We start from the raw sequence: 22,285 nt of genomic DNA, 5'->3' as shown, positions 1-22,285 counted from the left end.
CCGAGCAAACGGACACACGAACTCACGCCCCGAAACGGGACGACATCACCGCGCAAAAGCGGTGAACCAGAACGATGGAGTTAGAGGGACTGCGGGGGACGCCAGAGGCCATCCGGCGCGCGGATGGAGAGCGATTGTGCGTAGTGGAAGCTGACGGGGACAAACGGCCCGGCGGGTCGAGTCACGGTGGGAGAAGAAACGGGGTGATAGAGGCTGCCCATTTGACACTGGGCACTCACCTTACACAGCGATACCTTCGACTTGCTGGGTTCGCTGGACGTGGAGCTCATCGAATCGCAGCCGGGCATATCGGCCGGCATGGCGGCGCTGTCGCCGGCCATGGCGGATTCCATTGGACACGCTCCAGCCGTGCCGCTCGCTGCCAGCCCACTCAGAGGCAGCATCGCACACAGCAGCAAGACGAGAAGTGTCCGCAGAATTTTCATCGCAGCAAGTATAGCGCAGCCATTTCAGCCAGGTTTACTTCGCAGCGGGTTCCACGAGAAAAATCGACATCGCCTCACGCAAAGTCCGCGCTTTCTCCCGCAAGCTTGCCGACGCCGAAGCGACACCCTTCACGTGCTGGACATCGCGCTCCAGCATCGCATCCATCTTGCCCATACCCTGACTGAACCGGTCGACATCGTGGCTCTGAGCATCGCTTGACGCGCTGATATTCTCGATCAGCCTGGCGACGTCGCCCACATTGCCCACCACATGCCGCATGGCCGTACCGGCGCGGGTCGCGAGCGTCGAGCCGTGCTCGACGCGCTGCAAGGAATCGCCAATCAGGCCTTTGATTTCACGCGCGGCGCTCGCGCTCCGATGCGCGAGCGTGCTCTTGAAGGTGCGGCTGCTGCTTCCCTTCAGCGTCATGGGCGGAAGGCGCAGATCGAATTGGCCCGCTTGCCGTGAAAGGTTTTCGCCAGGCACGGCGAGTTCCCGGCCCGTTTGCGCATCGGCTTTCATATGCAGCGCAATGAAGATCGGCAACCCCGCCTGGACAATCACGTAAGCCGCATGTATCAGCACGATCGGCCACGCGGGCTCGGTGAAGCAATTGTTGCCCATCGTCGCTTCGCCGATGGGCGATTTGCCGCCCGTCAGCAGATGTTCGCCAGATCGGACATTGAGGATCTTCTGAGACTTAACTTCCAGCCTGGCTCTTTGGCTGGAGAAAGCCGTTAGCCCCCGGCCCGCTTCGCGTTGTGGCCGTACTTTTTGAGCGCTTCGACGATCCGCTCGCAATGATCGCCCTGCACTTCAATCACGCCATCCTTGACTGTCCCGCCAGAGCCACAGGCCGTACGCAACTGTTTGCCTAGCGATGCCAGGGCAAGCGGATCGAGCGCCAGCCCTTTAACAAGCGTCACGCTCTTGCCGCCCCGGCCTTTGGTTTCGCGACTCACCCGCACTACGCCGTCGCCTGCCGGTCGTGTCCTCGCAACCGTTTTGCAGACACATTCCGCGAGCGCCTGCCTGCATTCGGGACACATCCGCCCGCCATCGGTGGAATAGACAAGGCCGCCTTTCGAACTACTCTTCATGATTGACTTACTCAAAGACGCTTGAATCGGGACTCAGAAGAAGTTTAGCAGGCGCGTCCCGGCAGCCATCTCTGGCCATCTCCGGTCAGAGGATCAACGATTACGAGCAGCGCCGGATGATTTCAGCGTCCTTAACCGGTTCTTCCGAATAGTGTCCATCATGCGAGTCGATGCGATATACGTGGACCTCAAACGGAATGGAGAAATTGACGGTTACTTCGTAGTTTTCGCCCTCACGCGGAGTAAAACGGAATGCGGTATCGAACTGATCTTAGCCTGGGGAACTCACTCGCAAGGTGAGCATATGATTTGCTTGCATTCTGAGCTCGAAATAGCTCCTGTCGATGTAAGTCCCGTCAATCGGCATGCCCAATCGAGGCTGCTTTCGATGCGATGGAATCAGAATGATCGTGCTGTCGTTAGCGGGAGGAACGTCGGCAAAGCCGATCGGATCGCCACCCTTCGGATCACTCGGGACATAGCACGCCGGCAACGCAGGGGGTTGATACAAATGGAATCCCCCGACATTAAGCTCGCGAAACCGTATGTTTGCAGTCGGTACGCCAGCGGGTGGCGCGTAGTCCGTCGTCACCGCGCATCCGGCCATAAGGCTACAGATGGCGAATACCGGTAAGCGGCCCAAAGCATTCCTGATTTTCAATTTTTCTTTCATTGCGGCAACACCTCCTCCTTGACCTCGATCGTGCCGTCATAAGCATTGGGAATCGCCCACACCTTTCCGGTTTGCGCGACCAGAACCATGCGATCGGATTCCGAGGTAGCCGAATACACGATGAAGTATCGTGCGGTCGCTGGAACAGGAAAGTAATCTTGCTTGTACTTGCCGGCGATCAACGTCGATCCGGTTTTGGCGCCGAATGATTCGACGTTGCTGACCACATGCCTGTTGGCATCGAGGAACATGACAAACGGCTTTAGCACGGTTGCCAGCGGTAGCCACGAACTCGAGAACCATGTGCGCACGCGCAATGTAGTCGCTGTTGGTTGCGGCTCGATGGAGAATGCGGCATACACGCCAAGTCCGTCAGGAAACCGGGCTACCGCTGATTTATCGGCGTCGAAGGTGAGGGTTTTCGCTTCGTTCAGAGCAAGTGCCTGATAAGACATCTCAGCGTAGCTTTTCACCCCGACCCGTGATTCAGGCAATGGTGTCGCAACAATCTGCCGGGTCGCGCAACCGCCTAGTGCTACGCAAGTCAAACCGATGCAAACTTTCATCCAAAGCGTCAACACTGCCTCCGTCCGTCGATTCGTGACTTATTTTTCTGATTACGGCAGAGGCGTGCATTTCTTGAGACAAGTACTTCGTCCAGCCGGAACACGCATTGCTTCCCTCCGGCGGGTAAAGCTCGATGGCATACGCGTTGCCTGATGCCTCGTGCCGTACCTTGACCGCATTGGTTGGAGTGGACATCGAGACGAACCGGCTTCATCCGGATAGTTTGCGCAGTGCGGAGGCGGCGTCAGCGGGACTTAGACACGCGTGTCGTCCGCGTGGTGATTTCAAAGGCAACGACGTCGATGCACGAACCAGTCAGTCCACCCTATAACCGAAGCTCAACTAAAGGGGGCTTTGTCCGGATCGGCTGCGTATTTGTCCCGGATTGCGTTCACGCAGGTGGTGAAGCGAGTGCGGAAAGCGACAGGATCGGCGCTCGGCGGTGTGAGCCCGTCCGACGTAACGTTCCATCCGTCGGACGTGCGGGTGACATCCAGATCGAAGGGAATGCCCGACTCGTCCTCGAGAATCACCGACTCGCGCACCTCGCGGCCCCTGTCGAGGATGATCGCCAGGCATCCCTGATGAAGCTTGCCCGGGCTATGCTGCGTGCTGCGGCTGCCCGTAGCGATGCTCTCCGGGGCCGCGCCATACATCCGCAGCGATTCGAATTGGGGCGGCGTCGCGGCAGTAACGAATGCGACATCATCCTCTGCGATTTCGTCGCTACAGCCCGTGAGCAAGGTGAAAATCGCAGCCAGCATGATGCCGGCTAGAGCGTGTCGGAAACTCAGTGTGTGGTGGCGTGGCATGGCTGGTCCAGGAATTCGCGGCACTTAGCTGTAAGCATCGTGTCAGGTGCTGGCTCTAATGAGGTTATTTCGACTTCACCCCGGCCATCGCAGCTGTAAGAATATCCGATTAGCATGACAAAGTTTAAATCGCTGATATCGGATGGCCGCAACGCGTCGAACACGGTACGACGGCGCTGACGAGCCGCGATTCCGCATCTGCACGCGGCACATTCACCGCGAGAAGGTTCAGGGCTACTTGCGCTCGCCTTCCAGCACCGCATCGGCGCAAGCGAGAAAGCCCCTGATCAGGCGCCCACGTGGCGACGCCCGATTCCACAGCACGCCAAATCGACGCGGCTCCGTCTGCACCGGCAGCGGGAGCTTCGCGACGTTCAGATGGGTCGTTAGCGGCGAGACGATATCCGGCACCAGCGACACGCCGAGTCCACGATCGACCATCATCGCAATCGCCATCAACGAGTTCAGTTCGAACAGTTCGTGCGGCACGATCTTCGCCGCGCGCAGGTATTGATCCGCCTGCTTGCCGCCGCCGAGCGAGCGGTCATAGCGAATGAACGGCTCGCGCGCCAGCAGGTCGTGAGGCGCGTGCGCGGCGAGACGCGACGGCGCGAGCACGACGATCGGTTCTTCGCGCAGCAGATGCCAGTCGTACGCCTTCGGCAACGCGAACGCCGGGTGCAGACAGACAGCGACGTCCACATCGCCACGCTGCAGCGCCTCGTAGAGTTCCATCGACGTTCCCGCGCGAATCAGCACGTTCGCGTGCGGAAACGACGCCGCGAAACCGGACAACACATCCGGCACGAGACTCAGCAGCGCGGTCGTGATCGTGCCGATCCGCAATTCCCCCGCCGCTTCACCTTCTAGCGCAAACGCCTTCAGCTCCGAGAATTCACGTACCAGGCCGCGCGCGCGTTCGATCACGCGATGGCCCGCTTCGGTCGGCATCACGGTACGCCCGGAGCGCACCAGCAACTCGACGCCAAGCTCGCGCTCCAGCGCCTGAACCTGCTGCGCGACCGCGGCCGGCGTCACGCCGATCCGGCGCGCGGCTTCCGCCATCGAACCGCTATCGACGACCAGTAAAAGATTGGCGAGAAAGGCAACGTCCATAAAGATAGTTTATGTACTGTTTGAAGATAGGTCTGGATAGTTTATCTAAATTCAGCTCAGAATTAGACTGGCTTCCGATAAATCAGAAACTGGAAGCGGAGACATGAGAAGCAAACTGTTCGTGCCGGCCTCGCGCCCCGAGTTGTTCGCGAAGGCATTCGCGAGCGCCGCCGACGCGCTGTCTTTCGACCTCGAAGACTCCGTCGCCGCCGACCGCAAGTCACAAGCACGTGTGGAACTGCGCGAACTGCTGGGCTCCGAGCTCGTCGCCGGCAAGCAAAAGGTGCTGATCGTCCGCGTCAACGCGCTCGACACGCCGCATTTCAGCGCGGATATCGAGGCCGTCGCACAACGCGGCCTCGATCTGATCAATCTGCCGAAACCCGAATCCGCCGACGACGTGCGCGCCGCCGCAGCCGCGCTCGAACGCGCCGAAGCCGCCAACGGTGTAACGACGCCGATCCGGCTGCTGCTCAACATCGAATCGCCGAAGGCGTTCCACCTGGCGGCCGAACTCGCCGCTGCGCATCCGCGCGTCGCGGGTTTGCAACTCGGGCTTGGCGATCTGTTCGAGCCGCTCGGTATCGCGCGTCGCGAACCGTCGGCCATCCAGCAGGCCATGTTCGGCCTGCGCATCGCGGCGGGCGAGGCCGGCGTGTTCGCGTACGACTCGGCCTTCGCCAATATCAAGGACGAAGCAGGTTTTCGTGCCGAAGCGCAACTCGCGCGGTCGATGGGTTTTCTCGGCAAGAGCTGCATCCATCCGAGCCAGATCGCACTCGCGAACGAAGTCTTCCGCCCCTCCGACGACGAAATCGCGCATGCGCTGCGCGTTGTCGAAGCGGCTCGCGAGGCCGATGCGAACGGCGTGGGCGCCTATGTGGTGGACGGCAAGATGATCGATCCGCCGTTCGTCGAACGGGCGCGCGTGCTGGTTCGCGATGCCGCGCGCCTCGGGCTGCTGAACAGTCACTAGGCGGCCGCTGAACGCCTTGCGCTGCCGAGCCGCCCCCAATCCGATATCGATGGAGCCAATCATGGAACGTTCGTCCCACACAGCCGAAGCCGGCGCAACCGGCCCGCTGGCAGGGATTCGCGTGCTGGACCTGAGCGCGTACATCGCCGGTCCGTACGGCTGTACGCTGCTTGCCGATCAGGGTGCCGAAGTCATCAAGATCGAGCCGCCCTCCGGCGACAACCTGCGCAAATATCCGTCCACGCTCGAAGCCGAGAGCCGTGCTTTTCTCGGCGTGAATCGCGGCAAGCGCGGTCTCGTGCTGGACCTGAAACAACCCGAAGCGCTCGACGTGCTGATGCAACTCGTCAAGACCGCCGACGTGCTGGTCCATAACTTCCGCCCCAGCGTGCCCGCGCGCCTGGGTATTGCTTACGAGCAGCTTCGCGAAGTCAATCCGCGCCTGATCTACTGCGCGGTCACCGGTTACGGCGAAACCGGTCCGAACAAGGACAAGGCCGGCTACGACCAGGTGCTGCAGACCATGAGCGGCATGTGCATGCTGCAAGGCAAGCGTGGCGGGCCGCCGGAGATCCTGTACGGCTCGGTGGTCGATTACTACGCCGCGGCGATGGTCGCGGCGGGCGTGTCGTCGGCGCTGTTCGAGCGCGAGCGCAAAGGCACGGGACAGTACGTTGGCGTATCGCTGCTGCGCAGCGCACTGACGATGCAATCCGCGCGGATGATCTGGGCCGAAGGCGAACCGAAGGACATCGGCCGCGATATGCGCTCAGGCGGCATCACCGGCATTCATCCGACCCGCGAAGGCTATCTCTACATCTCCGCGAACACGCCGCATTTCTGGCAGGCACTCTGCGAGAAAACCGGTCTCGACGCGCTCGCGAGCAACGAACGCTACGACTCCGTTCGCAAGCGCGCGCTGCATTGCGACGAAATCGTGCCGCAATTGCATGCGGCACTCGCGGCGCGCAGCGCGTTCGAATGGGAAGCGTTGTTCGGCGACGCGGTGCCGTGTGCCGCCGCACGCGGCATCGAAGATATGTTCGACGATCCGCAGGTGCTGGCCGAAGACATGGTCGCGACCTACACGTATCCGGGCGTCGGACATTACCGCGGTTTCCGTCAGCCGATCCGCTTTGGCGACACGACCGGCCCCACGCCGCTCGCCGCGCCCGCATTCGGTCAGCATTCCGATGCCGTGCTGCGCGAGTCCGGCTGGAGCGACGACGGAATCGCCGCGCTGCGTGCAAAGCGCGCGGTGCTGTAAGCGGACTTTCGGTGACGCATGAGCGCCGCGCGACATAAAACGGAGACGACGATGGACACGCAACAGTGCGACGATGGCACGCAATTGCGACGGAGCAAAGCGCCCGCAGGTGCGTGCGATTCGCACATGCATATCTACGACCGCCGCTTCCTCGCGGATGGCGCGAATCAGGCGAACTTCCCCGAGCACGCAACCGTCGCCGACTATCTCGACGTGCAGCGCAGAACCGGCACCCAACGCACCGTCGTCGTGACGCCGCGTAATTACGGCACGGACAACCGCGTCACACTCGATGCGATCCAACGCCTCGGCCATGACAGGACACGCGGCGTCGCGGTACTCACGCCCGCGGTCACCGATAAGCAACTCGCCGCGCTTCACGACGGCGGCGTTCGCGGCATCCGTTTCACGCTGTACACACCTGCCCATGCCGCCGTCACCTTCGAGATGGTCGAACCGCTCGCGCGGCGTGTCGCGGAACTCGGCTGGCACGTGCAACTGCACTGGACCGCCGCACAGATCGTCGAGCATCGGGCGATGCTGGCGCGTCTTCCTTCGACAATCGTATTCGATCATCTCGCGCGTCTGCCGATGCCGGATGGCGCGTCGCATCCGGCGTTCGGCATCGTGCGCGATCTGGCCGATTCCGGCCGTGCCTGGGTCAAGCTGTCCGGCCCGTATCTCGACTCCGTTGCAGGCATCGCCAGCAACTATGCGGACATCGCCTCGACCGCGCGCGCGTGGATCGACGCGCTGCCTGAGCGCCTCGTGTGGGGCAGCGACTGGCCCCACACGACGGAATCGCACAAGCCCGACGACGCGCGACTGTTCGATCTGCTCGGCACGTGGACCGGCGACGATGCGATCCGCGACCGCATTCTGGTCGACAACGCAGCGACGCTGTACGGTTTTCCCCCTCAGGCGAACCCGGTCACCACAGCCTGAATCCCCAACACCCGAGCGCGCATAGAACGCGTCATCCACAAGATTCTTCGGAGACACAAGATGAAACCCGCAGCAGCCGCACCGCCAACCGTACGCAAGACGCGCTTCACCGAAGCGACCATCCGGCTTTTCGAACGAACCATTCCGGACCCGTTCGTGCTCGCGATCCTCATTACCGTCGTGGTCGCCCTGCTGTCGGTGGCGTTCGCGCCGCACGCGTCGGCCTCGCACCTGATCGGCGGCTGGTACAAGGGCTTCTTCGATATTCTGACTTTCGCTTTTCAGATCACGCTAGTGCTCGTGACCGGTCATGCGTTCGCGCACGCGCCGCTCGTGCAGCGTATGTTCAAAGCGCTGGTGTCGGTCGCGCGCACGCCTGTGCAGGCGGCGGCGCTCACGTTCGTGCTCGTCGCGGTTGCGTCGTTCTGCAACTGGGGCCTGGGGCTCGTTGTCAGCGCCCTGCTCGCGCGTGAAGTGGCCAAACGGATGCGGGTGGATTTCGCGTGGATCGTCGCGGCGGGTTTTTCCGGCTGGGTCGTATGGGCGAGCGGCATTTCGAGCTCGATCGCGCTTGCGCAATCCACACCCGGCAGCGCGATGAATGTCGTACAGAAGCTGACCGGCGAGGTGCTGCCATTCAGCAGCACGGTGTTCACCGGCTTCAACCTCGTACCGACGATCATCATGCTGATCGCGATGCCGTTCGTGTTCGCGTGGCTCAAACCGTCCGACGAAGACGCCGTCGTGCTCGACACGGAGAAGCATCCCGATGCACCGCCGCGCGAACGCCCAACCGGCAAGCTGAGTTTCGCGCGCTGGATCGAACATTCGTGGCTTGGCAGCGCCTTCATCGGTGCGGCCGGCATTGCGTTTCTGATTCTCGCGCGCGTCGAACATCTGGCATTTTCAGGCGTGAACGCGGTGATCTTCGTGATGTTCATCGCCGGCGTGATCCTGCATGGCTATCCGCTCGCCTATGCGGACGCCGTCAAGAACGCGGCGAAGCAGACCGGTTCGATGATGCTTCAGTATCCGCTGTACGGCGGGATCATGGGGATGATGGACGCAACCGGATTGCCGGACGTGATCTCGCATTTCTTCATCGCCATTTCGAATGCGCACACGCTGCCGTTCTGGAGCTATGTGTGCTCGCTGATCGTCACGTTCTTCATTCCGAGCGGCGGCGGTCACTGGGCCGTCCAGGGACCGTTCGTCGTGCCTGCCGCAGTCGCATTACACGCGTCGGTGCCGGCAACCACGATGGCGGTCGCCATGGGCGAGCAGGTGTCGAACATGCTGCAGCCGTTCTGGGCCGCTCCAGTCGTCGCGATGGCGGGCATTGGCGTGCAGCGCGTGCTCGGCTTCACCGTGATGACCTTCGTGGTAGGCGCGCTCGTGTACGGCGCCGCGCTGTTGCTACTCGTTTGACGATCGGCTGTGCACCCACCGACAACAAATATGAACGGAGACAATTCGATGAAAGCAGTCACGACGCAGCAGGCCACTCCCGGGCCGAATTCAACGGCCGCAAAGGCAGCGGATTCGCAGTCCGGCCACGCAACATTGAAGGATCGCTGGTGGGCGATCTTCGATGCGCGTATCGGATCGTTGCCGGCACCGGTCTACTTCGTGCTACTCGCAGTGCTTGCCGTGATGACGCTGCGCGGCAAGCTGGCCTCCGATCTGCCGACCGGTATCGCACTCGTCGCGGTCGGTGGCTTCACATGCGCCGAGCTCGCGAAGCGCATTCCCTGGATTCGCCACATCGGCGCGACGTCGATCTTCGCTGCGTTCATTCCGTCGATGCTCATCTACTACAAGCTGATGCCCGCGCCGGTCGTCAAAGCCGTCACCGACTTCACCAAAACATCGAATTTCCTCTACCTGTTTATCGCCGCGATCATCGTCGGCAGCGTGCTCAGCATGGATCGCGAGACGCTGATCAAAGGCTTCGTGCGTATCTTCATTCCGGTCGCGGCAGGGTCCGTTGCGGCGGCATGCGTCGGCACCGGAGTCGGCGTCGCGCTCGGCATGGACCTCCGGCACGCGTTGTTCATGGTCGTGGTCCCGATCATGGCCGGCGGCGTGGGCGAAGGCGCGCTGCCGTTGTCGGCGGGCTATGCGCAGATCATGGGTGTCGAACAGGGGCCGCTGTTCGCGCAGGCGCTGTCCGCCGTGATGCTCGGCAATATCGCCGCCATCTGTTGCGCAGGCCTGTTGAGCTATCTCGGCACGCGCAAGCCGCGTTGGACCGGCAACGGCCGTCTGACCGTCGCGAGCCACGCCGACGACGCAGCAATGCGCAACGCGCCGCAGTCGTTCGAATTCGACGTGAGTTCGGTTGCCGCCGCGGGTGCCACGGCGATTGCGCTGTATCTGCTTGGCGTGCTCAGTCATCAACTGTTCGACTGGCCCGCGCCGGTCGTGATGCTGATTCTGGTGGTCGCGGCGCAACTGTTCCAGGTCGTGTCGCCGTGCGTTCGCGGTGGCGCGCGCTTCATGTATGGCTTCTTCTCGACCGCCGTTACGTATCCGCTCATGTTCGCGATCAGCGTCGCCATGACGCCGTGGGGCGAAATCGTCACGGCGTTTCATTGGGTCAATATCGTCACCGCTGTTTCTACGGTGCTGACGCTCGTGGTGACGGGTTTTGTCGTCGGCAGACTGGTCGGCATGTATCCAGTCGAGGCCGCGATCGTCAATGCAACGCATAGCGGCCTGGGGGGCACCGGCGACGTCGCGATTCTGACCGCCGCCAATCGGATGGAATTGATGCCGTTTGCGCAGATTGCGACACGTATCGGCGGCGCCATCACGGTGATGATGGCGCTTGCCGCTTTTGCGTGGATTCACTGACTTCGCTCGGAACGAGCGCGCCGATCGTCATCGCGCGTTCATCGCCAGCTGTCTGCTGCCGTCCGCTTAAAGACGGGTAACGTCGACGATGGCATCGGCAAATGCCTTCGGCGCTTCCTGCGGCAGGTTATGTCCGATGCCGCCGTCGATGTTCCGGTGCGCATACTTGCCGGTAAACTTCTTCGCGTAGGCTGACGGCTCGGGATGCGGCGCACCGTTGGCATCCCCCTCCATCGTGATGGTCGGAACGGAGATGGTCGGCACCTTCGCGAGACGCGCTTCGAGTTCGTCGTACTGCGGCTCGCCCTTGACCAGTCCCAGACGCCAGCGGTAGTTGTGAATCACCACCGCGACGTGATCCGGATTGTTGAACGATTCAGCCGAGCGGTCGTACGTCGCATCGTCGAAATTCCATTTAGGCGACGCGAGACGCCAGATCAACTTGTTGAAGTCGTGGCGGTTCGCTTCATACCCCGCATGGCCACGCTCCGTGGCGAAATAGAACTGATACCACCAGGCCAGCTCGGCCTTCGGCGGCAGCGGGGTCCGGTTGGCTTCCTGGCTGCCGATCAGATAACCGCTTACCGACACCAATGCCTTGCATCGTTGCGGCCACAGCGCGGCAATGATATTCGCCGTACGCGCGCCCCAGTCGAACGCGCCGAAGATCGCCTGGTCGATCTTCAATGCATCCATCAACGCGATGATGTCGACGGCAACCACGGCCTGCTGACCGTTGCGGGGCGTATCCGCGGATAGGAACCGTGTCGAACCATAGCCGCGCAGATACGGCACGATGACCCGATAGCCCGCAGCCGCAAGCAATGGCGTGACTTCGGCGAAGCTGTAGATATCGTAGGGCCAGCCGTGCAGCAGGATGACCACCGGCCCGTTCCACGGACCCGCTTCCGCATAACCGATGCTGAGCGTTCCGGCATTGACCTGGCGAAGCGTGTCGAACGAAGCAACACGCGTTGCCGCTTTCGTATTGGATGACGTGCCGGGTGACGTGCCGTTCGACTGCGCGTGGGCGAGACCGCTCAAACCCAGTTCCATCAAACTGATACCAGCAACCGTCGTTCCAAGCAGACGACGACGTCGAGTATTGATCTGATCCGGCATCACTGATTCTCCTCAAAGATTAGTCACACAAGCGCAGTGCATGTCTGGCTTGCGAAGCCAGACGATCTGGCCTGGAAGTATTAAAACTCGTGGACGTATCTGGCGTGTGTCTGGGAGGAGCGCCAGTGAAACGTTATGTATTTATCGACGGTGGAGATACATTGAGATACAAAGACCGCGAGGTGGATATTCACGCTCATCGACGAAAAAGCGGCGCCATCCCGCGCAATCAACGCGCGACGGGAACCTGGCTCACGCCTTTCAACACAAGCCTTGCTTCCAGCCCGCCGTCGGGCCGGTTATGCAACGAAAGTGCCGCGTCCACCGCCAAAGCGAGTTGTCGCGCAATCGCGAGGCCCAAGCCAGTGCCGCCGGTGCCGCGGTTGCGCGACCCTTCCACTCGATAGAACGGCTCAAACACCGCTTCCAACGACTCAGCCGGAATACCCGGTCCGCGATCGAGCACGCAGACCATCACCTGCCCGTTCTGCGCAGCGGCGACCTTGATCTCGGCCGCGCCGCCGAACTTCAGCGCGTTATCGACAAGATTGCCCACGATCCGGCGCAACGCCTGAGGACGCGTCACCAGTGCCGTGTCGATTCGCCCGTGCAGCGACACGTCCTTGCCGGCATCGACATAGTCGAACACCAGGCTGTCGAACAGCGCGTCCGGATCGATACGCAGGGGCGCCTCACTGGCGCCGTGCATGGTGCGCGCGTACGTGACGCCTTCCCTGACCATCGTTTCCATTTCCTGCAGGTCCTGCTGCAGCTTGCTCCCCTGCGCGCTATCGTCCATCACGTCGAGACGCAAACGCATGCGGGTAATCGGTGTTTGCAGATCGTGCGAAATCGCCGCCAGGATCTGCAAGCGCTCGGTCATGTACAGCCTGATACGGTCCTGCATGGCATTGAACGCCCGCGCCGCGCGCGCCACTTCGTCGGGCCCGTCTTCCGGCAGGCGCTCCGCTTTCAGGTCGGGGCCCAAGGTATCGGCCGCTCGCGCCAACGCGCTCAGCGGGCGCGTCGCCAGCCGTACCGCCAGCCAGCAGCATGCGGCCAGCACCACCAGTTGCAGCACCAGCACCCACGACAACCATGGCGACAGCGGCGCGCCAGGCATGGAGTGATAGTCGATCGTCAGCGGGGTGCCGTCGCTCAACTGCAGATGGACCTGCAAACGGTCAGGGTCACCGGGGACAGCGTTGGCCGTTAGCGGATAGCGCTTGCCGATGCCGTCCGCGATCGATTGAGCCACCCTCGCCGAGAGCGTCGCATCGGGCGGCGCGCCGGCGACGCCGGGCCCCAGATTGAAGGTATAGGTGCGCCGCGCCAGTCTCGGCAGCCATTCGGCGCGTTCGTTAGCGGGCAAATGATCGAGCAGCGCGACGGAACTGGTGACCTCGCGTTCGATGTATCCCATCATCACGTTCGTCATGGTCTGGTCCCGCTCCGTCATGGTGAGCCAGACCGACAGCGTTTGTACCAGCGCGAGGCTGACAAAGAGAATCAGGGCAAGCCGCGCGAACAGCGTGCGCGGCCCACGCAGCAATGTATTCAGCTTCATGAACCGCCTTCGATCATGGTCACCGCCGCCGAAAATACATAGCCCTCGCTGCGCAGCGTCTTGATGTAACGGGGCTCGCGCGCCGTGTCCTGCAGGCGCTGCCGCAAACGGCTGACCAGCAGATCGATCGAGCGGTCGAACGCATCGGCCTGACGGCCCTGGGTCAGATTGAGCAACTGATCCCGCGTGAGCACGCGCTGCGGATGATCGAGGAACACGCGCAGCAAGCGGTACTCCGCGCCGCTCAGGGCCACCATGGTGCCCTCGGCGTCGAGCAGATGGCGCGCGGTGGTGTCGAGCCGCCAGTCGCCGAACGCGATCATCGGCGCGGTTTCCGTCACCTGCATGCCGGGCGGCAGCATGCGCGCGCGGCGCAACACGGAGCGGATGCGCGCCAGCAGTTCGCGCACCGCAAACGGCTTGGACAGGTAATCGTCGGCGCCCATTTCCAGCCCGACGATACGATCCGTCTCCTCGCTGCGGGCGGTCAGCATCAATACCGGCACCGCGCGAAATTTGCCCGCGCGCAATTCCCGGCACAGCACGAGACCGTCCTCGCCGGGCATCATCAGATCGAGCACGATCAGATCCGGCGCGCCCTGCTCGAGGACCGTGCGCATCTGCCGGCCGTTGGCGGCCAGCGAAACGCGCATGCCGTTCTTCTCGAGATAGGTGGCGAGCAATTCGCGGATGCCGCGATCGTCGTCGACGATCAGCACGTGGTCGGTGTTTTCCATCAATCGATCAATCCTTTCGACGCTTGACTCGCACCCGGTTCACGTTGACCAGCGAACAGTGCACGGGGTGCGCCAGTTCCACCGCCAATCCGCCTGCCAGGAAGGCGAGAATCGCCATGAACCGTCTCATGCGTCCTCCACGACCGACAGGCTGGCGCCATTGGCGATAGTGGCCTCCAGCGTATACGGATCGACGCCCTCCAGGCAACCGATGTTGACCCGCCACAACTGTGGGTTCATACGCGTCTGATGGAACGGATAAATGCCGCAATGCTTGCAGAAATAGTGCTTCGCCGTGCGCGTATTGAACTGATAGAGCGTCAGCGCTTCCTCACCCTGAAGGATCTTCAGTTCGCTCGCGGCAAACGGCGGCGTCATCAGCGCGCCCTTGCGCCGGCACAGGCTGCAATTGCAACGCCCAGCAGGCAGGACATCGGTACGGACTTCAAATTTCACGGCCCCGCAATGACAGGATCCTTGCAACAGTTCGGTGCTCATGTAGCTCTCCGCGATAGCAATGGCTGATTTATAGCCCAGTACGCGCGACGCTTTGTATCCCAATGTATCTGGGCGCGCCCCTGACACAAAACATTGCACCCGCGCCGCCCCGGCGACACAAGCCAGATACGAATGGGCGTTCCAATGCAGTCATGCCAACCGCTGGAATGCCCGTCATGCACACAGTCTGCAACAGGCGTTCGGTGTGGTGGCAATGCTCGCTGCCCTCGCGGTCCATCTTCAAGACTTCGTGAAAGACGGCCGGATCGCTTCCCTTCTCTTAAAGGACGCTGACATGCTCTCCCGACTCAAAACCACCGCTACCGCCGCCCTATTTGCCGCAACCGTGGCAGCCGGCGCCACCGCAATCGCGACGCTCGTTGCAAGTCCTGCAGCCAGTGCCGCAACAAATTCCGTTACAAACGGGGTCAACAACAGCACTACCGCGCCGGAATTCACCGGCATCGATAAATGGCTCAATAGCGATCCGCTGACCATCCAGCAGTTGCGGGGCAAGGTTGTGCTGGTCGATTTCTGGACCTACACCTGCATCAACTGCATCCACGTGCTGCCCTACGTGAAGACCTGGAATCAGAAATACAAGGATCAGGGCCTGGCGGTAGTCGGCATCCATACGCCCGAGTTTCCGTTCGAGCGCGACACGGGCAACGTCAAGACGGCGATCAAACGCTTCGGCATTACGTTCCCGGTCGCGCAAGACAACAGCTACGCGACGTGGCGCGCCTACGACAACCAGTATTGGCCTGCGTTTTATCTGGTCGACAAGAAAGGGCACGTGGCCTACACGCATTTTGGCGAAGGCGACTATGAACAGACCGAAGCGAAGATCAAGGCCCTGCTGGCGGAAAACCCGTGATCCGTATCGCAATGCATCCGGGCATCGACGTGATACAGAACATTGCCGTCGACGCGGTTTCTCGACACGAACCAGATACGTCGGCACGTTTTGATGCATCAACGCCGGACGCAAGACGCCAGCAACTTCACCGGCGACTGATCGAATTGCTGCCCTTGCTGCCTGATATCCGGCGCCTTCCTTTTAATTTTTCTGGTTCGCGGAGAACGCCAGATATAAACGGCAATAATTTGCGTATCAAGTGCAGCCCAGTCACGTGCGCTGCTTTTCCATTCGGCGCGCAACGGTAATATTGCGCGCGAGTTGAGGCGGGATAGATCGTCATTGGATTGGTCTCACCCATTCCCTCGACGCCTTCAATCACGCGTTCGAGCCTGCATCACCACGGAATCGTTTCATTTTCCCAGCGCGTGAACGTCCCCGTGGGGCTGTCCGGACCCAGCAGCGCGACGCGCACGGCTTCACGAGCGCCCTCCTCGACAGTCGCCGTGCCCGCGTATCCGTTGAGGTTCGTTCTGGTGAAACCCGGGGAGACGGCGTTGACCTTGATCCCATCCGGCTCCAGCTCGATTGCCATGGCGAGCGTCAAAGCGTTGAGAGCCGTCTTGGACGCTGGATAGACCGGGCCGAATATCCCGCGGTAGGCGAAGGCCGGGTCCGAGTTCGTCGTCAGCGATCCCACGCCGCTCGACACGTTGACGATGCGCGCGCCAGGCGTCGTGCGCAGGAGCGGCAGCATCGCCTGGTACACGGCGAGCACACCGAACACGTTGGTGTCCCACACCGCGCGCATTTCATCGAGCGACACGTTGCTTGGGCGCGTCGTCTTCGCGTACTCTTCGACGGACTGACCGGGCCGCTTTTTCGTATTCGAAATGGCCGCGTTCTGGATGAGCACGTCGAGGCGGCCAAACTCGTTGCGAACGCGCTCCGCCGCGGCTGCGATCGAAGCCTGATTCGTCACGTCGAGCTGGAGCGCGTGGGCGTCCAACCCAACCTCCCTGGCCGCAGCCTCGCCGCGTTCGAGATTGCGCGAGCCGACCAGCACGGTGAAGCCGTGTCCCGAGAGATCCTTTGCGATCTGAAGACCGATTCCCTGATTGGCCCCGGTGACGAGGGCGACGGGTTTGTCCTGCATAGCAACTCCTTGTCGTATTGCGCTGTAGCGCGCAGAAACCATTTCCGATTGCAGTTCAGCGCGGTGGCGCTAGTCGTTCAGCGAGCCTCGGCCGCCCATGCTTCGGCGTCGGCTCCCGCCGGGATACGCATCGGAGATGACGGGTCGGTCGCCGCGCGCCATACGGCTTCGGCGACGTCCTGCGCCTGGGTGACCGGGGACGACGTATCCGCAAACCTCGCGAGAACGCTCTGGACGAGATCGGCATAGGCCTCATGGTCGAAGCCGTGCATACGAGCGCGCGCGTTGTCTCCAAAGCGGGTTTCGGGCGCGCGGCCCGGCAACACCAGACGCACCCGCACGCCGAATTGTTCGAGCTCCAGCGCCATCGACTCGGTGAATGCGTTCACTGCCGCCTTGCTCGCGCTGTACGCGGCGATCAGGGGCACTGCCCTCAGCGTCACGCTCGACGTAACGTTCACGACGACGCCGGCTTTGCGTTGCCGAAACTGCGGCAACACCGCTTGCGTCAACGCGATCGTGCCGAAGGTGTTGGTCTCGAAGATCTCACGTACCGTCGCGAGCGGGACGAGTTCGGCCGGAGAAGCCGCGCCGAAGCCCGCGTTGTTGACGAGCACGTCGATCGGGCCCGCGGCCTCGACCGCTTCGCGAATGCTCTCTGGATTTGTGACGTCGAGCGACAGCACGCGCAAGCGGTCTGACTGCGGCAGCACGTCGGCACGCGGCGTACGCATCGTGGCGATGACTTGCCAGTCGCGTGCCAGAAAGAAGCGGGCGGTCTCGAGACCGAATCCGGAAGAGCAGCCGGTGATCAGAACAGTTTTCATTGAAACTCCTATGTCGACCGGAGTTAGCGCTTTAGCGCTTACTCCGGTCCCATGCAACTTGTTGCGGTCGGCCGGAGTTGGCGCTTTAGCGCGTTACTCCGGCCCCATGCAAAGCACTTACTCCGGCTCCATGCAACTTGTTGCGGTTGCCAGGACGGTTGGTGTGTGCCCATACGATAGATCGCCGAGACCGTACTTGCTACAATCAACAATCCGAATATCATTTGCAGGAGTCCGGCGATGATCGATCCATTGGCCGAGGTCGTAACGCTGCTGCAGCCCAACGCCCGGTTTTCCAAACTCGTCCACGGCGCCAGCCCCTGGCGCATCAGTCGCTCGGATGCCGGCGAGCCGTTCTATTGCGTCATCCTCGAAGGCGGGTGCCGCCTCACGATCGACGGACACGAGCCAGTCGAGCTGCTGTCGGGTGACTTCGTCCTGATTCCTGCGGCTTACGGCGTCGCGATGTCCAGCCTCGAACTGCCTCCACCGGGCGTCGAAACGGCGGCGCCGACCGCGCTGGGCAAGGGTGAATTCAGAATCGGCGCCCCAGACAGCCCGATCGACTTGCAAATGGTGGCGGGCCACTGCAGCTTCGGTTCACCGGATGCGACTCTGCTGGTCTCACTGCTGCCGCAACTCGTGCATGTCCGCGGCGAACAGCGGCTAGCCACGCTCGTGCAACTTGTGCGGGAGGAAACACGCGAGCAGCGGCCCGCGCGCGAAGTCGTGCTCTCACGACTGCTGGAGGTGCTGTTGATCGAGGCGCTGCGGTCCACGGCAGGAACGAGCGCGTCGCCGGGCTTGGTGCGCGGACTCGCCGACGGCCGCCTCGCGGCCGCGATCCGCACCATGCACGAACACCCGACGCGCGCGTGGACAGTTGCCGAGCTCGCGAAGGAGGCCGCGCTTTCGCGCTCGACTTTTTTCGAACGCTTCAGCCGCGCGGTCGGCGTCGCGCCGATGGAATATCTGCTCACGTGGCGCATGGCCCTCGCAAAGGACCTGCTACGCCGCAACGAAGGACGTGTCGCCGAGATTGCGCAGCGCGTCGGCTACAGCTCCGCCAGCACCTTCAGCGTCGCCTTCACGCGGCACGTCGGCCGGCCGCCTACGCAATATGCGCGTGAGGAACAGGCGGCCGCGAACGGCGCGTAAGACGACGTAAAGAGGCTGTTTCCGGATATGGACGTGTTGTCATCGATCGAACGGGGGCAACTCGTACGACTGCTACCGCATTGGTACGCGGACACCGGCGCGATTTCGATCTATTACGCAACGCAAGCGCAGTTGCCGGCAAAAACACGCGTGTTTATCGACTTCGTTGTCGAGGCGTTCGAGCGGGAACGCCTGGCTGAAAGGTTTGCGGGAGGCATCGGCCGCAAGTCCGCTCGACGGAAGCGTTAGGCCTCGGGTTGGTGGCAAACCACTTCGATATTGTGCCCGTCCGGCCCGATCACAAAAGCTGCGTAGTAGTTCGCGTGGTAGCGCGGGCGCAAGCCTGGCGCACCATTGTCTTTGCCGCCCACCTCCAGCGCCGCGCGATAGAAAGCGTCGACCTGCTGGCGATTCTCGGCCGTGAACGCCAGGTGAAGATGCGCCGGCTTTTCTTCGGTCTGGTAGAGACACAATGAAGCCTTGCCTGGTGGACTCAGCTCGACACCGTACGTGGGCACTCCCTCGCCGACAACCGCTACGCCGAGCGGTTCGAGTGCCTTGAGGAAGAAGGCTTTGCTCGCTGCATAATCGCTGACACCGAATTTGACGTGGTCGAACATGCGCTCTCCTGAACTGTGTAGGTTCGCCGCGAGACTTGGCTGGGTGTCCATGCTGTCGCCGCGAGTTTAGCGAGAACATAGTCTACCGGAGCCAATCGGACACGCGGCGATACAACGCGCCCCATTCACCGGCAAACCCGGTGGTTAGGGGCCACGCGTCCATCCATCACATCAGGCACGGCTGCCGAATTCCACCTCCTGTGCGGTCCATCCGGCGACGCGATCGCTGAGCGTCAGTCCAAGCCCCGGACGCGTCGGGACAATCATGCGGCCGTCGCGCGTCTCGAGCCTTTCGTTGAAAAGCGGTTCCAGCCACTCGAAGTGCTCGACCCAGGGTTCGCGCGCGTAGCACGCCGCGAGATGCACATGCAGTTCCATGGCGAAGTGCGGGGCCAGCATCAAACCCGCGTGATCGGCCAATGCGGCAACCTTGAGGAACGGCGTGATACCGCCAACACGCGGCGCGTCCGGCATCAGATAATCCGCGCCACGCATCCTGATGAATTCCCAGTGCTCGGCAACGCTCGTCAGCATTTCGCCCGTCGCAATCGGCGTATCGAACTGCGCGGCAAGTGCCGCATGCCCTTCCGCGTCGTAACAATCGAGCGGCTCCTCGATCCAGATCAGGTTGAACGGCTCGAACGTGCGGCACATACGTTGTGCGGTCGGCCGGTCCCATTGCTGGTTTGCATCGACCATCAATGGAAAGGCGTCGCCCAGATGCTTACGCACCGTTTGGACACGATGAATATCGAGCGCGCAGTCCGGCTGTCCAACCTTGAGCTTGATGCCGCCGATACCCTTTTCACGGGAAGCATCGGTATTCCTGAGCAACTGATCGAGCGGCGTGTGGAGAAAGCCGCCGGACGTGTTGTAGCAGCGCACCGATTCGCGATGCGATCCAAGCAGCTTGGCCAATGACAGATTCGCGCGCTTCGCCTTCAGGTCCCACAGCGCAACATCGAATGCACCGATCGCCTGCACCGCCATCCCGCTACGCCCCACCGAAGCACCCGCCCACGCAAGTTTGTCCCACAGCCGCGCAATGTCGCTCGGGTCCTCGCCGATCAGTACCGGCGCGATCTCCTTCGCATGGGCGAATTGTCCCGGGCCGCCGGCGCGCTTCGAGTAGCTGAAACCGAGACCGCGATGACCGTCGGCAGTCTCGATCTCGACGAACAGAATGGCGATTTCCGTCATCGGTTTCTGGCGGCCGGTCAGCACCTTCGCATCGCTAATCGGGTTAGCCAGAGGAAGAAACGTCGATGCAACACGCACCCATTTGATCTGATCGCCCGACTGGGCGCTGGAAGCAAGCGTACTGGAAGCGTTCATGATTGAAGTCCTTGTAAAGCGAAAGAAGTTCGATAAAGTCAGGCGCCGTGGCGGGGATTCAACCGGACGGTGGCGGTGCTGTCTCCGGCAGCCGGCGGCCCCTCCGAATCGAGGCGCCTGAGCTTGCCGACGATGACCAGGTACGAGAACGCACCAACCAGCGCCAATGTCGCGACATAGACGAGCGCGACTTCGAAGGAACCGGTGCTCTTGATCATCCAGCCGATCGCGAGGGGCGTCGCGATACTGGCCAGGTTTCCGCATAAATTGAAAATACCGCCGCTGATGCCCATGGCGTTTTTCGGCGATACGTCGCCGACAATGCACCAGCCAAGATTGCCGACGCCCTTGGCAAAGAATGCGATCGACATGACCAGAATCACAACGGAAGTCGACTGCACGTAGTTCGCAACAACAATGGTGCTCGACAGGACAAGACCGCTGATGATCGGTGTCTTGCGGGCCGCGGTCAGGCTGAAGCCCCGCTTGAGCATCCAGTCGGACCAGAGACCGCCGATCAACCCGCCAAGACAGCCCGCAATGGCGGGTATGGCCGCAACCAGGCCGACTTTCAGGATCGACATGCCTTTGGCTTCGATCAGGTACGTCGGAAACCAGGTGAGGAAGAACCAGGTAATCGACGTGAGGCAGAACTGGCCGATATAGATGCCGATCATCATGCGGTTGGCCGCGATGGAGCGCACCTGCCGCCAACTGAAAGGCCTGGGTCCGTCACCCATCTTCGGAAGACCGCCGCCGGCCGCGATGTATTCCAGTTCCGCGGCATTCACGCGATGATCGCGTTGCGGCTCGCGCACGGCTTTCAGCCACCAGAGGCCGATCAGGACGCCGAGCACTCCCGTCGAAAAGAACACGTAGTGCCAGCCCCATCTGCTGACGGTGAACGTCATGACCGGCGTAAACACGGCGAGCGCAAAGTATTGGGCCGACTGGAAGATCGAGGTCGCAAGACCCCGCTCCGCGCTCGGAAACCACATGACTGTGAGTCTGCTGTTGCAGGGAAAAGCGGGCGACTCCGCGATCCCCATGAGAAAGCGCAATGCGAAGAGCGCGACGAACGCAGACGTGAACAGGTGAACGTAACCCTGCAGGAAAGTCAGCACGGACCATACGATGAGACTCAGGCCAAGCACGACCCGCGCGCCGAAGCGGTCGAGGATCAGACCGCCTGGAATCTGCATGGCCGTATAGGCCCATCCGAACGCAGAAAACGCGATGCCCATGGTCAACGCGTCGAAACCGAGATCGTGGCGCATGCTGGGCGCGGCGATCGAAAGCGTCGCCCGGTCGACGTAGTTGAATACGGTCACCATGAAGATCATCGCCAGGATGAACCACCGGACATGGGTCCGTTTTGTGGGAATCGAATCTGTTGCCACCTTTTCGTCTCCTTGTTCTTTCGTGATCCGCCGCTAGCTCGGCGCGATATGGCGCGCCCGGCAGGACGCGCCGAAATCGACTCGCGCACCTCGCGGAATGCGCCCGATGCATGGCGTGATCATACAATGATTGCGCAATCATTCAAGCAAAATTGATTGCGCAATCATTGAGGTTTACACTGATACGGCAAGGCCGGACGGGATCGCCACATCGCGAATTCGCGGCCTGTCCATGCTCTAATGCGCG

25 protein-coding genes are annotated in these 22,285 nt (G+C 61.8%); 9 read left to right on the top strand and 16 right to left on the bottom strand.

The window, feature by feature from the left end:
- Positions 1–80: 80 nt before the first annotated feature.
- The 7 genes from ACOSV0_RS23180 to ACOSV0_RS23150 all read right to left on the bottom strand — a co-directional run bounded on the left by ACOSV0_RS23180 (position 81) and on the right by ACOSV0_RS23150 (position 4,715).
- Positions 81–446, bottom strand: coding sequence for a hypothetical protein (locus ACOSV0_RS23180; protein WP_434113999.1), 366 nt, complete (start codon positions 444–446; stop codon positions 81–83).
- 34 nt (positions 447–480) lie between these two features.
- Entirely contained in the window at positions 481–1,071 is a 591-nt protein-coding gene (locus ACOSV0_RS23175; protein WP_434113997.1) for a methyl-accepting chemotaxis protein, read from the bottom strand.
- A 113-nt stretch (positions 1,072–1,184) separates the two neighbouring features.
- Positions 1,185–1,547 (bottom strand): translation initiation factor Sui1, encoded by a 363-nt coding sequence (locus ACOSV0_RS23170; protein ID WP_434113995.1) that lies wholly within the window; start codon positions 1,545–1,547, stop codon positions 1,185–1,187.
- Between the two features lie 271 nt (positions 1,548–1,818).
- Positions 1,819–2,220: a hypothetical protein gene (locus ACOSV0_RS23165; protein ID WP_434113992.1), complete on the bottom strand. Its 402-nt coding sequence runs from the start codon at positions 2,218–2,220 to the stop codon at positions 1,819–1,821.
- Complete coding sequence (locus tag ACOSV0_RS23160; RefSeq protein ID WP_434113989.1) at positions 2,217–2,798, bottom strand: hypothetical protein; 582 nt, start codon at positions 2,796–2,798, stop codon at positions 2,217–2,219. The genes ACOSV0_RS23165 and ACOSV0_RS23160 overlap by 4 nt, the downstream gene beginning before the upstream one ends.
- 327 nt (positions 2,799–3,125) lie before the next feature.
- Positions 3,126–3,551 carry a hypothetical protein gene (locus ACOSV0_RS23155; protein ID WP_434113987.1) on the bottom strand — a complete coding sequence of 142 codons (426 nt, stop codon included), beginning with the start codon at positions 3,549–3,551 and terminating at the stop codon, positions 3,126–3,128.
- Between the two features lie 282 nt (positions 3,552–3,833).
- Positions 3,834–4,715 carry a LysR substrate-binding domain-containing protein gene (locus ACOSV0_RS23150; protein ID WP_434113985.1) on the bottom strand — a complete coding sequence of 294 codons (882 nt, stop codon included), beginning with the start codon at positions 4,713–4,715 and terminating at the stop codon, positions 3,834–3,836.
- Between the two features lie 103 nt (positions 4,716–4,818).
- On the opposite strand from ACOSV0_RS23150, the gene ACOSV0_RS23145 reads away from it, so the two are divergent.
- The 5 genes from ACOSV0_RS23145 (at position 4,819) to ACOSV0_RS23125 (ending at position 10,759) form a co-directional block, all read left to right on the top strand.
- Complete coding sequence (locus ACOSV0_RS23145; RefSeq protein WP_434113983.1) at positions 4,819–5,691, top strand: HpcH/HpaI aldolase/citrate lyase family protein; 873 nt, start codon at positions 4,819–4,821, stop codon at positions 5,689–5,691.
- Between the two features lie 61 nt (positions 5,692–5,752).
- Positions 5,753–6,958, top strand: coding sequence for a CaiB/BaiF CoA transferase family protein (locus ACOSV0_RS23140; protein WP_434113981.1), 1,206 nt, complete (start codon positions 5,753–5,755; stop codon positions 6,956–6,958).
- Positions 6,959–7,009: 51 nt separating this feature from the next.
- The gene (locus tag ACOSV0_RS23135) at positions 7,010–7,903 is read left to right on the top strand and encodes an amidohydrolase family protein (RefSeq protein ID WP_434113978.1); all 894 of its coding nucleotides are present in this window, start codon (positions 7,010–7,012) and stop codon (positions 7,901–7,903) included.
- Positions 7,904–7,963: 60 nt separating this feature from the next.
- A complete protein-coding gene (locus tag ACOSV0_RS23130; RefSeq protein ID WP_434113976.1) occupies positions 7,964–9,331 on the top strand; it encodes a short-chain fatty acid transporter in 1,368 nt (455 codons plus the stop codon).
- Positions 9,332–9,379: 48 nt separating this feature from the next.
- Positions 9,380–10,759: a 2-hydroxycarboxylate transporter family protein gene (locus ACOSV0_RS23125; protein ID WP_434113973.1), complete on the top strand. Its 1,380-nt coding sequence runs from the start codon at positions 9,380–9,382 to the stop codon at positions 10,757–10,759.
- 66 nt (positions 10,760–10,825) lie between these two features.
- On the opposite strand, the gene ACOSV0_RS23120 is transcribed toward ACOSV0_RS23125, so the two are convergent.
- The 4 genes from ACOSV0_RS23120 to ACOSV0_RS23105 all read right to left on the bottom strand — a co-directional run bounded on the left by ACOSV0_RS23120 (position 10,826) and on the right by ACOSV0_RS23105 (position 14,683).
- Positions 10,826–11,881 (bottom strand): alpha/beta fold hydrolase, encoded by a 1,056-nt coding sequence (locus ACOSV0_RS23120; RefSeq protein WP_434113970.1) that lies wholly within the window; start codon positions 11,879–11,881, stop codon positions 10,826–10,828.
- Positions 11,882–12,110: 229 nt separating this feature from the next.
- Positions 12,111–13,448 carry an ATP-binding protein gene (locus ACOSV0_RS23115; protein WP_434113967.1) on the bottom strand — a complete coding sequence of 446 codons (1,338 nt, stop codon included), beginning with the start codon at positions 13,446–13,448 and terminating at the stop codon, positions 12,111–12,113.
- Positions 13,445–14,185, bottom strand: coding sequence for a response regulator (locus tag ACOSV0_RS23110; protein ID WP_434113965.1), 741 nt, complete (start codon positions 14,183–14,185; stop codon positions 13,445–13,447). The genes ACOSV0_RS23115 and ACOSV0_RS23110 overlap by 4 nt, the downstream gene beginning before the upstream one ends.
- Before the next feature lie 126 nt (positions 14,186–14,311).
- Positions 14,312–14,683: a GFA family protein gene (locus ACOSV0_RS23105; protein ID WP_434113962.1), complete on the bottom strand. Its 372-nt coding sequence runs from the start codon at positions 14,681–14,683 to the stop codon at positions 14,312–14,314.
- Positions 14,684–14,978: 295 nt separating this feature from the next.
- Here ACOSV0_RS23105 and ACOSV0_RS23100 point away from each other — a divergent pair, with 295 nt between their 5' ends.
- Positions 14,979–15,560: a thioredoxin family protein gene (locus ACOSV0_RS23100; RefSeq protein WP_434116079.1), complete on the top strand. Its 582-nt coding sequence runs from the start codon at positions 14,979–14,981 to the stop codon at positions 15,558–15,560.
- Entirely contained in the window at positions 15,557–15,850 is a 294-nt protein-coding gene (locus ACOSV0_RS23095) for a hypothetical protein (protein ID WP_434113960.1), read from the top strand. Before ACOSV0_RS23100 ends, ACOSV0_RS23095 begins: the two co-directional genes overlap by 4 nt.
- Before the next feature lie 89 nt (positions 15,851–15,939).
- On the opposite strand, the gene ACOSV0_RS23090 is transcribed toward ACOSV0_RS23095, so the two are convergent.
- Positions 15,940–16,698 carry an SDR family oxidoreductase gene (locus ACOSV0_RS23090; RefSeq protein WP_434113957.1) on the bottom strand — a complete coding sequence of 253 codons (759 nt, stop codon included), beginning with the start codon at positions 16,696–16,698 and terminating at the stop codon, positions 15,940–15,942.
- A 77-nt stretch (positions 16,699–16,775) separates the two neighbouring features.
- Positions 16,776–17,525 (bottom strand): SDR family oxidoreductase, encoded by a 750-nt coding sequence (locus ACOSV0_RS23085; RefSeq protein ID WP_434113954.1) that lies wholly within the window; start codon positions 17,523–17,525, stop codon positions 16,776–16,778.
- A gap of 240 nt (positions 17,526–17,765) precedes the next feature.
- Between ACOSV0_RS23085 and ACOSV0_RS23080 the strand changes: the two genes are divergently transcribed.
- Both ACOSV0_RS23080 and ACOSV0_RS23075 read left to right on the top strand, forming a co-directional pair.
- Positions 17,766–18,683 carry an AraC family transcriptional regulator gene (locus ACOSV0_RS23080; protein ID WP_434113951.1) on the top strand — a complete coding sequence of 306 codons (918 nt, stop codon included), beginning with the start codon at positions 17,766–17,768 and terminating at the stop codon, positions 18,681–18,683.
- 33 nt (positions 18,684–18,716) lie between these two features.
- Positions 18,717–18,932, top strand: a complete 216-nt coding sequence (locus tag ACOSV0_RS23075; protein WP_434113948.1) for a transcriptional regulator — start codon at positions 18,717–18,719, stop codon at positions 18,930–18,932.
- Here ACOSV0_RS23075 and ACOSV0_RS23070 read toward each other — a convergent pair.
- The 3 genes from ACOSV0_RS23070 to ACOSV0_RS23060 all read right to left on the bottom strand — a co-directional run bounded on the left by ACOSV0_RS23070 (position 18,929) and on the right by ACOSV0_RS23060 (position 21,981).
- Entirely contained in the window at positions 18,929–19,303 is a 375-nt protein-coding gene (locus tag ACOSV0_RS23070; RefSeq protein WP_434113946.1) for a VOC family protein, read from the bottom strand. The two genes, ACOSV0_RS23075 and ACOSV0_RS23070, sit on opposite strands and share 4 nt — an antisense overlap.
- 171 nt (positions 19,304–19,474) lie before the next feature.
- Positions 19,475–20,638: an L-talarate/galactarate dehydratase gene (locus ACOSV0_RS23065; protein WP_434113943.1), complete on the bottom strand. Its 1,164-nt coding sequence runs from the start codon at positions 20,636–20,638 to the stop codon at positions 19,475–19,477.
- 38 nt (positions 20,639–20,676) lie between these two features.
- Positions 20,677–21,981, bottom strand: coding sequence for an MFS transporter (locus tag ACOSV0_RS23060; RefSeq protein ID WP_434116078.1), 1,305 nt, complete (start codon positions 21,979–21,981; stop codon positions 20,677–20,679).
- Positions 21,982–22,285: the final 304 nt, after the last annotated feature.

Origin of the sequence: Paraburkholderia caffeinilytica, from assembly GCF_051027425.1 — a bacterium.
Taxonomy (GTDB): Bacteria; Pseudomonadota; Gammaproteobacteria; order Burkholderiales; family Burkholderiaceae; genus Paraburkholderia; species Paraburkholderia caffeinilytica_A.
This window is presented reverse-complemented; position numbering and strand designations above follow the sequence as displayed.